The 12,367-nt window shown below is 59.4% G+C and carries 13 protein-coding genes; 2 read left to right on the forward strand and 11 right to left on the reverse strand.

The window, feature by feature from the left end; all coding sequences use genetic code 11:
- Positions 1-89: 89 nt before the first annotated feature.
- Positions 90-596, forward strand: a complete 507-nt coding sequence (gene mug, locus QZ766_RS18440; RefSeq protein WP_297205663.1) for a G/U mismatch-specific DNA glycosylase — start codon at positions 90-92, stop codon at positions 594-596.
- Positions 597-646: 50 nt separating this feature from the next.
- On the opposite strand, the gene rpoD is transcribed toward mug, so the two are convergent.
- From rpoD to rpsU, 3 genes are all read right to left on the reverse strand, one after another.
- Complete coding sequence (gene rpoD / locus QZ766_RS18445; RefSeq protein WP_297205665.1) at positions 647-2,488, reverse strand: RNA polymerase sigma factor RpoD; 1,842 nt, start codon at positions 2,486-2,488, stop codon at positions 647-649.
- A gap of 155 nt (positions 2,489-2,643) precedes the next feature.
- Complete coding sequence (dnaG, locus tag QZ766_RS18450; protein ID WP_297205668.1) at positions 2,644-4,389, reverse strand: DNA primase; 1,746 nt, start codon at positions 4,387-4,389, stop codon at positions 2,644-2,646.
- Between the two features lie 157 nt (positions 4,390-4,546).
- Positions 4,547-4,762, reverse strand: coding sequence for a 30S ribosomal protein S21 (rpsU, locus tag QZ766_RS18455; RefSeq protein ID WP_001144069.1), 216 nt, complete (start codon positions 4,760-4,762; stop codon positions 4,547-4,549).
- 226 nt (positions 4,763-4,988) lie between these two features.
- Here rpsU and tsaD point away from each other — a divergent pair, with 226 nt between their 5' ends.
- A complete protein-coding gene (tsaD, locus tag QZ766_RS18460) occupies positions 4,989-6,002 on the forward strand; it encodes a tRNA (adenosine(37)-N6)-threonylcarbamoyltransferase complex transferase subunit TsaD (protein WP_297205685.1) in 1,014 nt (337 codons plus the stop codon).
- A gap of 36 nt (positions 6,003-6,038) precedes the next feature.
- Here tsaD and fic read toward each other — a convergent pair whose 3' ends face one another.
- The 8 genes from fic to QZ766_RS18500 all read right to left on the reverse strand — a co-directional run bounded on the left by fic (position 6,039) and on the right by QZ766_RS18500 (position 12,321).
- Positions 6,039-7,115 (reverse strand): protein adenylyltransferase Fic, encoded by a 1,077-nt coding sequence (gene fic / locus QZ766_RS18465; RefSeq protein ID WP_297205687.1) that lies wholly within the window; start codon positions 7,113-7,115, stop codon positions 6,039-6,041.
- A gap of 269 nt (positions 7,116-7,384) precedes the next feature.
- The gene (ureG, locus tag QZ766_RS18470) at positions 7,385-8,002 is read right to left on the reverse strand and encodes an urease accessory protein UreG (protein ID WP_297205689.1); all 618 of its coding nucleotides are present in this window, start codon (positions 8,000-8,002) and stop codon (positions 7,385-7,387) included.
- Between the two features lie 9 nt (positions 8,003-8,011).
- Positions 8,012-8,686 carry an urease accessory protein UreF gene (locus QZ766_RS18475; RefSeq protein WP_297205693.1) on the reverse strand — a complete coding sequence of 225 codons (675 nt, stop codon included), beginning with the start codon at positions 8,684-8,686 and terminating at the stop codon, positions 8,012-8,014.
- 2 nt (positions 8,687-8,688) lie between these two features.
- Positions 8,689-9,153 carry an urease accessory protein UreE gene (ureE, locus tag QZ766_RS18480; RefSeq protein ID WP_297205696.1) on the reverse strand — a complete coding sequence of 155 codons (465 nt, stop codon included), beginning with the start codon at positions 9,151-9,153 and terminating at the stop codon, positions 8,689-8,691.
- Between the two features lie 9 nt (positions 9,154-9,162).
- Positions 9,163-10,866, reverse strand: coding sequence for an urease subunit alpha (gene ureC, locus QZ766_RS18485; RefSeq protein WP_297205699.1), 1,704 nt, complete (start codon positions 10,864-10,866; stop codon positions 9,163-9,165).
- Entirely contained in the window at positions 10,863-11,180 is a 318-nt protein-coding gene (locus QZ766_RS18490) for an urease subunit beta (RefSeq protein WP_297205701.1), read from the reverse strand. Before QZ766_RS18490 ends, ureC begins: the two co-directional genes overlap by 4 nt.
- A gap of 10 nt (positions 11,181-11,190) precedes the next feature.
- Positions 11,191-11,493: an urease subunit gamma gene (locus tag QZ766_RS18495; RefSeq protein WP_297205703.1), complete on the reverse strand. Its 303-nt coding sequence runs from the start codon at positions 11,491-11,493 to the stop codon at positions 11,191-11,193.
- Between the two features lie 9 nt (positions 11,494-11,502).
- The gene (locus QZ766_RS18500; protein WP_297205706.1) at positions 11,503-12,321 is read right to left on the reverse strand and encodes an urease accessory protein UreD; all 819 of its coding nucleotides are present in this window, start codon (positions 12,319-12,321) and stop codon (positions 11,503-11,505) included.
- Positions 12,322-12,367 lie beyond the last annotated feature (46 nt).

A 12,367-nucleotide genomic window follows, 5' to 3' on the forward strand; every position in this document is an offset into this window, starting at 1 on the left:
CTGTTTTTATAAACAACGCAATTTCAATCCTTTATACCTTAATCGACGGGTCTATACTCTGTCAGGTATTCAGCGAGACAGGAAATGCGATGATCAACGATATTCTGGCACCGGGCCTGCGGGTGGTGTTCTGCGGCATCAACCCGGGCAAGTCCTCGGCGCACACCGGCTTTCACTTTGCCCATCCCGGCAACCGCTTCTGGAAGGTGATTCATCAGGCTGGATTTACCGACCGGCAGCTGCGCCCCGAGGAAGAGCAGCACCTGCTCGATACCCGCTGCGGCATCACCATGCTGGTAGAGCGCCCGACGGTGCAGGCCAGCGAGGTGAACCTGCAGGAGCTGCGCAGCGGCGGGCGGGAGCTGATCCATAAGATAGAGGACTATCAGCCCGCCGCGCTGGCGGTACTTGGCAAGCAGGCGTACGAGCAGGCGTTCAGCCAGCGCGGGGCGAAGTGGGGCAGGCAGGCGCAAACCATCGGCGCGACCCAGGTGTGGGTGCTGCCGAACCCTAGCGGCCTGAACCGGGCGACGCTTGAGAAGCTGGTAGAGGCCTACCGCGAGCTGGACGAGGCGCTGGCGGCGCGGGGGCTGTAAAACAGGCAAAAAAAAGCTCCCGAACGGGAGCTTTTTCATGATGCGGCAGATTAATCGTCGAGGAAGCTGCGCAGCACTTCCGAGCGGCTCGGATGGCGCAGTTTGCGCAGTGCTTTCGCTTCAATCTGACGGATACGCTCGCGGGTAACGTCAAACTGCTTGCCGACTTCTTCCAGCGTGTGGTCGGTATTCATGTCGATACCGAAGCGCATACGCAGGACTTTCGCTTCGCGGGCGGTCAGGCCGGCCAGCACGTCGTGAGTGGCGGCGCGCAGGCTCTCGGTAGTGGCAGAGTCCAGCGGCAGCTCGAGGGTGGTATCCTCGATGAAATCACCCAGATGCGAATCTTCATCGTCGCCAATCGGCGTTTCCATGGAGATCGGCTCTTTAGCAATTTTCAGCACTTTGCGGATTTTGTCTTCCGGCATCAGCATGCGCTCGGCCAGCTCTTCCGGCGTCGGCTCGCGGCCCATCTCCTGCAGCATCTGGCGGGAGATACGATTGAGCTTGTTGATGGTCTCAATCATGTGCACCGGAATACGAATGGTGCGCGCCTGATCCGCGATGGAGCGGGTAATGGCCTGACGGATCCACCAGGTTGCGTAGGTGGAGAACTTGTAGCCGCGGCGGTATTCAAACTTATCAACCGCCTTCATCAGGCCAATGTTGCCTTCCTGAATCAGGTCAAGGAACTGCAGGCCGCGGTTGGTGTATTTCTTGGCGATAGAAATAACCAGACGCAGGTTTGCCTCAACCATCTCTTTCTTCGCGCGGCGGGCTTTCGCTTCACCGATGGACATGCGGCGGTTGATGTCTTTAACCTGCTCGATGGTCAGGCCGGTCTCTTCTTCAATCTGCTGCAGTTTCTGCAGGCCGCGCAGAACGTCTTCTTTCACGTCGTTCAGTTTTTCAGACCACGGCTTGTTCATCGCCACGGCGGCGTTGAACCAGGTTTCGCTGGTTTCATTGCCGGTGAACAGAGTGATGAAGTTTTTCTTCGGCATTTTGCACTGCTCGACGCACAGCTTCATGATGATGCGTTCCTGGGTACGAACGCGATCCATCATCACGCGCATGCTGTTCACCAGGTAGTCGAACTGCTTCGGCACCAGGCGGAACTGCTTGAACACGTCGGACAGCTTCTGGATCTCTTCCTGCGACGCGGCGTGGCTGCGGCCTTTAGCCTTGATAGTATCGCGCGCCAGCTCGTGCTGGGTGCGCAGATCGCCGAACTTCTCGCGGGCCAGCTCCGGATCGATGCTGTTGTCATCATCGCTGGAGTCGTCGTCGTCCTCTTCTTCCTCTTCATCGTTGTCCAGCTCTTCCTGAGAGAGCTCGGAGCCAACGTGAGTGGCGGTCGGCGCCATGTCCGCTTCGGCATTCGGATCGACAAAGCCGGTGATAAGGTCGGAAAGGCGGGCGTCGCCAGCTTCAACGCGATCGTACTGCTCCAGCAGATAGGTGATCGCTTCCGGGTATTCGGCCACGGAGCACTGAACCTGGTTGATGCCGTCTTCGATGCGCTTGGCGATGTCAATTTCGCCTTCGCGAGTCAGCAGCTCAACGGTGCCCATTTCACGCATGTACATGCGCACCGGGTCGGTTGTGCGTCCGATTTCAGATTCAACACTGGACAATACCTGGGCGGCTGCTTCTTCAGCATCTTCGTCGGTATTGTTGGAGTTTTCAGCAAGCAGCAGGTCATCGGCGTCGGGCGCCTCTTCCATCACCTGAATGCCCATGTCGTTGATCATCTGGATGATGTCTTCGATCTGATCGGAGTCGACGATATCTTCCGGCAGATGGTCATTGACCTCAGCATAGGTCAGATAGCCTTGCTCCTTACCACGGGTAACAAGAAGCTTCAGCTGTGACTGCGGGTTTTGCTCCATAAGACGGTATCCACACTTAATTCATTGATTGGTGTCGGTCGGCGAACAGAACAACCGACTTTAAAAGCGAGGGCTTGTTTGTATATTTGCCGCTGCGCCTCAGTGCGGCTGTCGGGTTCTACCCGAGTTTTAATCGGCACTTAAGCCGTTGAATGCTATTTTTTGGCGCGTGACTCGGTGATCACGCGAACTTCTTCACGCTCCGCCGGGGTCAGCCCCTGAGTACGGGAACGCGCTATTAATTCTGCAAACCTTAACTCCAGCAGCGAATCGAACATATGATCCAGCGAGTCGGTGAAGGTTTGTTCAGCAATATCCTTATCAGCTATATCGTCCCACATGGACAGTTTTTCAAGGGTTGCGGCCTTATCCGTGCCGCGATACTGCTCAAGCAGCTGGCCGGTGGTCAGTCCAGGCTGCGATATACAGGTATTGACCAGTTCTGCAAATAATGCCAGTCCCGGGAGCTTTTTAGGATCTAATCCCGCAAGCGGCGGCACCTGTGCGGCCAGCGCCGGATTTTGCACCAGCAACCCTATCAGTATACGCATGGTTGTGCGTTTTAGCTGGGGAGCCGGGCGGGGAACGCCACTTTCTGCCTGTTTTGGCATCAGGCGCTCCAGCTGGGCATCGTCGAGAATGCCGAGCTTGTTACCCAGTTCCTGGCGCAAATAAATGCGCAGCGTCTCGCCCGGCACCTGGCCTATCAGCGGCAGCGCCAGCGTGCTGAGCTGGGCGCGGCCGTCCGGGGAACTCAAATCCACCTTCGGCAGCAGGCTGTTAAATAAAAACGTGGAGAGCGGCTGTGCCTGCTCCATCCGCGCTTCAAACGCCGCTTTGCCCTCTTTACGCACCAGCGTATCGGGATCTTCGCCGTCGGGCAGAAACATAAAGCGTAGCTGACGCCCGTCGGTCATGTACGGCAGCGCCGTTTCCAGCGCGCGCCACGCGGCATCGCGTCCGGCCCGGTCGCCGTCGTAGCAGCAGACCACGGTGTTGGTCACCCGAAACAGCAGCTGAATATGATCGGCTGTCGTGGATGTCCCCAGCGACGCAACGGCATAATTAATGTCGTACTGCGCCAGCGCAACGACATCCATATAGCCTTCAACCACCAGCAGACGCTGCGGTTCCGCGTTATCCTGCTGGGCTTCATAAAGGCCATACAACTGGCGGCCTTTGTGGAAAATATCGGTTTCCGGGGAGTTGAGGTATTTCGGCACGCCGTCGCCCAGCACGCGCCCGCCAAAACCTATAACCCGGCCCCGCTTATCGCGGATCGGAAACATGACCCGCTCGCGGAAGCGGTCGTAGCTGCGCCCTTTGTCATTGGTCACCAGCATGCCCGCGTCAGTCAGCGACTGCTGGTTCTCACGGTTGGCGCCAAAGCGCTTGAGCGCGTTGTCCCAGCCAGGCGGGGCGTAGCCAATAGCAAAGCGGCTGATCACCTCGCTACTTAAGCCGCGCTGCGCTAAATACTGGCGCGCGGGTTCGGCAACGGGCTGATTCAGGGATTGCTGATAAAACGTGCTCAGGCCATCAAGAAGCTGGTAGAGATTCTGCCGCTGGTGGCGCTCTATCTGCGTGGGACCGGAGCCTGCTTCGTACGGCACGTCGAGATTGTGCATCGCCGCCAATTCTTCGACGGTTTCCACGAACTCGAGCTTGTCGTAGTTCATCAAAAAGTCGATAGCGTTGCCGTGTGCACCACAGCCGAAACAGTGATAAAACTGCTTTTCACCGTTTACGGTGAAGGAGGGCGTTTTTTCGTTATGGAAGGGACAACACGCGTGATAATTCTTGCCCTGCTTTTTGAGCTTCACGCGCGCATCGATCAAATCGACGATGTCGGTTCTTGCCAGCAGGTCATTGATAAAGACACGTGGAATTCGTCCAGCCATAGGCCCCGCAATGTTACCAATACATTGCCCTGTCGCTGTTCAGTAAACGCGCTGAATTGCTCAGGGAACCAACGAAAATAAGCCGCGCTTTCCTTCCGGAAGCACGGCCTTTACAGCTAGAACTCGTTCTGAATTGAGCGACATCGCGCTCAATACATTAGTACAGACGAGTGCGGCGTGCGTTTTCGCGAGCCAGTTTCTTCGCGTGACGTTTCACGGCAGAAGCTTTAGCGCGCTTGCGTTCGGTAGTCGGTTTTTCATAGAACTCACGACGACGAACTTCAGCCAGAACACCCGCTTTTTCGCAGGAACGCTTGAAGCGACGCAGTGCTACGTCGAACGGCTCGTTTTCACGTACTTTAATTACCGGCATGTAACTCTCACCTTAATAAATTCGGTTTGCCGCTGGCATCGACGCCAGCTTATTTCAAAATGGTGCGGAATTTTACTGCAACTGCTGCTGCTTTGTAAAGCACCAATGCCGTTTTTGAACGGGACTTTTGTAAGGGGGCAGAGTATACACTAAGTGCCCGCGCAGGGTATACATCCACCGGCATTCGCCCTACACTGCGCGGTATTGAAACGAGGTAAAAAGAACCATGCGCGTACTGGGAATCGAAACATCCTGCGATGAAACCGGCATCGCTATTTATGACGATGAAAAAGGGCTGTTAGCCAACCAATTGTATAGTCAGGTGAAACTGCACGCCGACTACGGCGGCGTAGTGCCGGAGCTGGCTTCCCGCGACCACGTGCGTAAAACCGTGCCGCTTATTCAGGCCGCCATGAAAGAGGCAAACCTGACCCCGAACGACATCGACGCGGTCGCCTATACCGCCGGGCCTGGCCTGGTAGGCGCGCTGCTGGTCGGCGCGACCGTTGGTCGCTCGCTGGCCTTTGCCTGGGATCGTCCTGCTATCCCGGTACACCATATGGAAGGCCACCTTCTGGCGCCGATGCTTGAAGATAATCCGCCCGAATATCCCTTCGTGGCGCTGCTGGTTTCCGGCGGTCATACCCAGCTGATTAGCGTCACCGGCATCGGCGAATACGCTCTGCTCGGCGAGTCCATTGATGACGCTGCCGGGGAAGCCTTTGATAAAACCGCCAAGCTGCTGGGGCTCGACTATCCCGGTGGCCCGCTGCTGTCGAAAATGGCCGCGCAGGGCGTTGAAAAGCGCTTCGTGTTCCCGCGCCCGATGACCGACCGTCCGGGGCTCGACTTTAGCTTCTCCGGGCTGAAAACGTTCGCCGCCAACACCATTCGCGACAACGGCACCGACGACCAGACCCGCGCCGACATCGCCCGCGCGTTTGAAGATGCGGTGGTGGATACATTAATGATTAAGTGCCGTCGCGCGCTGGATCAGACCGGCTTTAAACGGCTGGTGATGGCCGGCGGCGTCAGCGCCAACCGCACCCTGCGCGCGAAGCTGGCTGAGATGATGCACAAGCGCGGTGGAGAGGTGTTCTACGCCCGGCCGGAGTTCTGCACCGATAACGGCGCGATGATTGCCTACGCGGGCATGGTGCGCCTGAAAGCGGGCGCCCGCGCCGATCTCGGCGTTACCGTCCGCCCGCGCTGGCCGCTGGCGGAGCTGCCTGCGGCCTGAACCGCGGATCCCCCGGCGGCTCTGCGCTAGCCGGGGTTATCCGTTCAGCTCCTGCAGGAGTTGAGTATTGAGATACAGCCTCTCCCGTCCTGCACTCATCTCTTCCAGCACGCCAATCTCCACCAGTTGCTTAAGGTAGGCTGACGCCGTCTGCCGTCTGGCAATGCCGCGTTCAACAAGGTTGTCGATCCGGCAGTAGGGCTGGGCAAAGAGGGCCTGAATAAGCTCGTAGCTGTAGATTTTCGGCAGCTTTTCGCGGACGTATGCCGCTGTTTCGCTGATTAACGCCCGGATAACCGCAATTTTTTCCGTTGTCCAGCGGGCGGTATTTTCCACGGCTTCCAGCATGAAGAGAATCCACGACTGCCAGTCTCCCTCTGCGGTTACATTGCGCAAAAGCGTGTAGTAATCATCCCGTCGTTCAAGAATAAAGCGCGAGAGATAAAGGATTGGCAGGGAGAGCAGTTCAGCCTGAATCAGGTACAGGATATTGAGAATGCGCCCGGTACGGCCGTTGCCGTCGTGAAAAGGATGGATGCATTCAAACTGGTAGTGGGCAATCGCCATTTTAATCAGTGGATCGATGTCGTCCTCACCGTGAATGAACTGCTCCCAGTTTGTCAGCAGGTCGCGGATCGCTTCCTCACCTTCAGGAGGGGAGTAAACAATTTCATTGTTACGGTCGCGCAGGACAGTGCCCGGCATTTTGCGGATATCAGTCTGCACTTCGCGCAGGGTAGTGCAGATGAGGATCGCTGTACCTGTACAGAGAGGATAGTTTTCAAGATGGCGATAGCTATCGTATAGCGCTGTCCGGTAGCGCAGCGCCTCTTTGGTCGCCGGATCGGCACCCTCCTCGCGATCGGCGTACTGAAATAGCCGATCGCTTGTGGTGACAATATTCTCAATGCGCGAGGAGTCCTTCGCTTCCAGCATTGGCAGGATATTGATCAGCAATCCCTGATCGGGTAGCAGTTCTCCAGCCGTTTTTAACTCTGCCAGCGCCGCCCGGGCGCTGATGCATGCTTTCAGCACGGCGCGAGTCTCCACGTGCTCAAGATCGGGCGGCAGCAGCGGCAAAGTATTGTAGGGAATATGGGGGTGCCAGGTCATATGTTTAAAAAAACCGTTTTTATCGACATATCCCGATAATAGGTCGATAGCGTAAACATGTCACCTCGACATGTTTAAAAAATCGCATTTTATCGACACGTCCTCAAAATATGTCGATGCGGTAAACATATTCTGGCGATATGTTTAAAAAATCGCATTTTATCGACACGTCCTCAAAACGTGTCGATGCGGTAAACATGTTCTGGCGATATGTTTAAAAAATCGGTTTTTATCGACATATCACCCGATCCGCGCCCGGTATTTCCCCGCTACACCTTCAGCATTCCCTTATCTTCCAGAAACGCAATAATCGTCTGCAGCCCGTCGCCCGCCTTGAGATTGCTGAAGGTCCACGGTTTGTCGCCGCGCATGCGGTTGGTATCGCGCTCCATCACTTCCAGCGACGCGCCAACGTACGGGGCCAGATCGGTCTTGTTGATCACCAGGAAATCGGATTTGGTGATCCCCGGCCCGCCCTTGCGGGGGATCTTTTCCCCTTCCGCCACGTCGATAACGTAAATCGTTAAGTCCGCCAGCTCCGGGCTGAAGGTGGCGCTCAGGTTATCGCCGCCGCTCTCGACGAAAATCAGATCGAGGTTGCCGAATTTTTCGCTGAGGGCTTCCACTGCCGCCAGGTTCATAGAGGCATCCTCGCGAATGGCGGTGTGCGGGCAGCCGCCGGTTTCAACGCCGACGATACGCTCCGGCGCCAGCGCTCCGGCTTCGGTCAGGATGCGCTGATCCTCTTTGGTGTAGATGTCGTTGGTGACCACCGCCAGCTGGTAGCTGTCGCGCATTGCCTTGCACAGCGCTTCCAGCAGGGCCGTTTTACCGGAGCCCACCGGGCCGCCCACGCCAACGCGCAGGGGATGTTTGTAATTTGCCATACCTTCTCCTCAGGAACGGAACAGTCGGGAATATTGCGTTTCGTGACGTGCCGAGGCGATAGCCGACAGCGGCGTCGCCGAGCCGATGTCGTCGTCCGGGCAGTCAAGCCCGCGATCGACGCAGTCGGCGTAATGGTTGCTCAAAGTAATAATCAGCTGCTGCGCCGCCTGCTGGCCAAAGGGCACCAGCTTGACGCCCGCCATGACCGCGCTTTCGATCCAGCTGTAGCCCAGCACCAGCGCCAGCGCCCGGAGCGGAAGCTGCCAGCGCACGCCGAGCCACGCCATGCCGCACAGCTGGCTCTGGCGAAATAGCGCGCGCCACTCGGGGGCGGCGTCCGGACACCAGTCGGCGAGCAGCCGGGTAAAAGCCGCGCCGCGGTTGCGCTCTTCGTCGCGCAGCTCTTTGGTCTCCCGGCAGGCCAGCAGCATTGCTGTCCAGCGGCGGGCGGCCGCCTCGTCGTCCTGTTCGCAGGCGCGGTATAGCCGGGCAAACAGCGGCAAATCGACGTGGAAAAAGCTCATCTCCATCTGCTGACGCTGCCAGCGGGCGAAGGCGTCAGCGGTATTCACCCAGCCCGCTTCTACCGCCCACTCCAGGCCCTGCGACCAGCTGTAGCCGCCCACCGGCAGGTTGCTGCTGGCGAGCTGCATCAGGCGCAGCTGTTGGCGCGTGCTCTCCATCGCTAGTGATCGTGATGATGATGGTGGTGGTGACCCTGCGCCTCGCTGGTATAGGCACCGGCCTCCGGCTCGAAGGGCAGATCGGCATAATCCACCGCCAGTCCGAGCAGGCGCAGCATCTCGTCCAGCACGTGATCGTGGTGATAGCGCAGCTCGCCGGGCATGATCTGCAGCGGCACGTGGCGGTTGCCCAAGTGATAGCAGGCTTTTGCCAGCTGGAACGGATCGTCGCAGCGCACCACGGACACCGCCTCGTCGGCGGCAATCACTTCCACGCACTCGCTGCCGTCGTCGTTGCTGAGAATATCGCCGCCGCGCAGCAGCAGGCCGCGGGGCAGCATCAGCCCGGCTTCGCGCCCGTCGCTAAGGGTGACTTTGGCCCGGCTTTTTACCCGCACGTCGATGGGCAGCGTGACGCTGGCGGTGAGCCGGTGGGCGTGGTCAAGACGTTGAGTCAGATACAGCATCGTTGCTCCTTAAAACAGAAAATAGCGCTGGGCCATCGGCAGAACCTCTGCCGGCTCGCTGACGATCGGCGTGCCGTCTACCCGCACCTCGTAAGTCTGGGCGTCGACGGTAATATCCGGCTGATAATCGTTGTGGATCATGTCGCGCTTCTTCACCGTGCGGCAGCCTTTCACTACCGCAATCTGGCTTTTGAGTCCCAGCTTTTGTGCCACGCCGCCGTCCAGCGCCGCCTGGGGCAGAAAGGTCAGCCGCGACTGATGCCGCGCGCTGCCGAGCGTGGCGAACATCGGCCGGTAGTGCACCGGCTGCGGCGTGGGAATAGAGCCGTTGATATCGCCCATCGGCGCGGTGGCGATCATCCCGCCCTTCAGTACGCAGGCTGGCTTCACGCCGAAAAAGGCCGGATACCACAGCACCAGATCCGCCAGCTTGCCCGGTTCAATCGAGCCGACTTCGTGGGCGATGCCGTGGGTCAGCGCCGGATTAATGGTGTACTTGGCGACGAAGCGCTTCACGCGGAAGTTGTCGTTATCGCCGGTCTCTTCCGCCAGCGGCCCGCGCTGGACTTTCATCCGGTGCGCCACCTGCCAGGTGCGGAGGATAACTTCGCCAACCCGGCCCATCGCCTGGGAATCCGATGAGGTCAGCGAGAACGCGCCCATGTCGTGCAGCACGTCTTCGGCGGCGATCGTTTCCCGGCGAATGCGCGATTCGGCGAAGGCCACGTCCTCGGCGATGTCAGGCGACAGGTGGTGGCAGACCATCAGCATGTCGAGGTGCTCGTCCACGGTATTCACCGTGTAGGGCAGGGTCGGGTTGGTAGAGGAGGGCAAAATGTTGGGATGCGCGCAGGCGGTTATAATGTCCGGCGCGTGGCCGCCGCCGGCGCCTTCGGTGTGGAAGGTGTGGATAGTCCGGTCGCCGATGGCCGCCAGAGTATCCTCCACAAAGCCGGATTCGTTCAGGGTATCGCTGTGCAGCGCCACCTGAATGTCCATCTCGTCGGCCACCGTCAGGGCGCAGTCGATGGTGGCGGGGGTTGCGCCCCAGTCTTCGTGAATTTTCAGGCCGATAACCCCGGCCCGCACCTGCTCGCGCAGCGCTTCGGGGTTGGCGCTGTTGCCCTTGCCCAGCAGGCCGATATTGACCGGAAGGCTGTCGATAGCCTGCAGCATGCGCCCGATATACCACGGGCCCGGCGTGCAGGTAGTGGCGTTCGTGCCCGCCGCCGGGCCGGTGCCGCCGCCCACCATCGTGGTGACGCCGGACACCAGCGCCTCTTCGGCCTGCTGCGGTGAGATCCAGTGAATGTGGGTGTCGATCCCGCCGGCGGTCACGATCCGCCCTTCGCCAGCGATCACTTCCGTCGCCGCACCGATGGGAATGGTGATGTCTGGCTGAATATCGGGGTTGCCCGCCTTGCCGATGGCGAAGATCCTGCCGTCTTTGACGCCGATATCCGCCTTCACGATCCCCCAGTGATCGACGATCAGCGCGTTGGTCAGCACCAGATCCACGCAGTCGTCCGCGAGCATCTGCCCCTGGCCCATGCCGTCGCGGATAACCTTCCCGCCGCCGAATTTCACCTCTTCCCCGTAGGTGGTCAGATCGTCTTCGACCTCGATCCACAGCTCGGTATCCGCCAGCCGCACCTTGTCGCCGGTGGTGGGGCCAAACATGTCCGCATAGGCCTGCCGCGAAAGTGTGCTCATGCTTTATCCTCCAGCGCGCCCATTACGTCACCGCGAAAGCCGAAGATCCGGCGATCGCCAGCCACGGCCACCAGCTCCACCTCGCGCTTTTGCCCCGGCTCGAAACGCACCGCGGTGCCGGCGGGAATGTTGAGGCGAAAGCCGCGGCTCGCTTCGCGATCGAATTTCAGCGCCGGATTCACTTCGTAAAAATGGTAGTGGGATCCCACCTGGATCGGGCGATCGCCGTGGTTTTCAACGATCGTCGTACGGGTTTCCCGGCCGGCATTAATCTCGATAGCGCCCGGCTGTAGCCGGTATTCTCCTGGGATCATCGCCCTCTCCTCAGAGTATCGGGTTATGAACGGTCACGAGCTTGGTGCCGTCCGGAAACGTGGCTTCAACCTGGATGTCGGGGATCATCTCCGGCACGCCTTCCATCACCTGGTCCCGGGTCAGCACGTGGCGGCCCTCTTCCATTAATGAGGCCACCGTTTTGCCGTCCCGCGCGCCTTCCATCAGAAAGGCGCTGATCAGGGCGACGGATTCGGGGTAGTTCAGCTTCACCCCGCGGGCGAGGCGGCGCTCCGCCACCAGCGCGGCGGTAAACAGCAGCAGTTTGTCTTTTTCTCTGGGTGTCAGTTCCATACGCTTCTCTCAGGTCAGCCAGATACGGGGCGGTTCGGGGGATTTGTTCAGCAGCAGCGGGCGCATCAGCTGCCAGACGTTGCGCATCGCTTTTTGGCAGATAAGGTTATCGTCGGCCAGAAAGCGGACGGTCATCAGGTTATCGGTGCAGGTAGCGCCGGAGAAGTTTTCCAGCGGCTGCAGAGCATCGCGGACGGCCTCCAGCATCTGCTCATCAGCGGGATAGAACAGCAGGGTGCCGACCCACGGCTGTTCGGCAACCGGACTCAAATCGCCCTCGCGCAGGTGCAGGCGCTCAACCAGCAGCGGGCTATCCTCCAGCCACACTTCCAGTCGGCTGTGCAGCTCGCCTTCGCTGAAGGCCTCGCCGTTCACCGGCCGCCCGAGGCAGAACAGCTCCCACGCCAGCAGGCGCGAGCCGCGGGATAAATGAAAAGCGGTGGTCTGCCGGGCGCGGGCGCCGGGAAAGAAAATGGTGTCCTGAGGCAGCCACTCCAGCGCGGCATCTTCCCCCACCGTCATGTGCTGGCTGAGCCGGGCTTCGGCCCCGGCGCTGCGGTAAAATTTGCTGGCGCCGGGCATGGTGATCAGCGCATGGCTGCCCGGATCGAGCATCACCGTAATGTCCAGCTCGTCGCCGCCGACGATACCGCCGGGCGGATGCAGCAGATAGAGATGGCAGGTGCCCCCTTCCGGATAGAACGGGCGCTGCACGGTCAAAGGCCCGACGTGCGCGGCGCGCGCCAGCACCGTACGCCCGAGATCGTTGCGAAAGTGCAGCGCCAGCGACGCTCGCCAGCCGCCCCTGGCGGATGTAGTACCCTGCACGGTTGTGCCTCTGAAAATCAGTAAATACAGATGAAATGAGTATTGA

This window comes from uncultured Pluralibacter sp., assembly GCF_913775985.1.
Lineage (GTDB): Bacteria > Pseudomonadota > Gammaproteobacteria > Enterobacterales > Enterobacteriaceae > Pluralibacter.

Bases quoted from the DNA above. Each gene is read 5' to 3' on its own strand.
- dnaG (WP_297205668.1), bottom strand. From the start codon at position 4,389: ATGGCTGGACGAATTCCACGTGTCTTTATCAATGACCTGCTGGCAAGA.
- ureG (WP_297205689.1), bottom strand. From the start codon at position 8,002: ATGGCAAATTACAAACATCCCCTGCGCGTTGGCGTGGGCGGCCCGGTG.
- QZ766_RS18490 (WP_297205701.1), bottom strand. From the start codon at position 11,180: ATGATCCCAGGAGAATACCGGCTACAGCCGGGCGCTATCGAGATTAAT.
- QZ766_RS18475 (WP_297205693.1), bottom strand. From the start codon at position 8,686: ATGGAGAGCACGCGCCAACAGCTGCGCCTGATGCAGCTCGCCAGCAGC.
- rpoD (WP_297205665.1), bottom strand. From the start codon at position 2,488: ATGGAGCAAAACCCGCAGTCACAGCTGAAGCTTCTTGTTACCCGTGGT.
- tsaD (WP_297205685.1), top strand. From the start codon at position 4,989: ATGCGCGTACTGGGAATCGAAACATCCTGCGATGAAACCGGCATCGCT.
- mug (WP_297205663.1), top strand. From the start codon at position 90: ATGATCAACGATATTCTGGCACCGGGCCTGCGGGTGGTGTTCTGCGGC.
- ureE (WP_297205696.1), bottom strand. From the start codon at position 9,153: ATGCTGTATCTGACTCAACGTCTTGACCACGCCCACCGGCTCACCGCC.
- ureC (WP_297205699.1), bottom strand. From the start codon at position 10,866: ATGAGCACACTTTCGCGGCAGGCCTATGCGGACATGTTTGGCCCCACC.
- QZ766_RS18495 (WP_297205703.1), bottom strand. From the start codon at position 11,493: ATGGAACTGACACCCAGAGAAAAAGACAAACTGCTGCTGTTTACCGCC.
- fic (WP_297205687.1), bottom strand. From the start codon at position 7,115: ATGACCTGGCACCCCCATATTCCCTACAATACTTTGCCGCTGCTGCCG.
- rpsU (WP_001144069.1), bottom strand. From the start codon at position 4,762: ATGCCGGTAATTAAAGTACGTGAAAACGAGCCGTTCGACGTAGCACTG.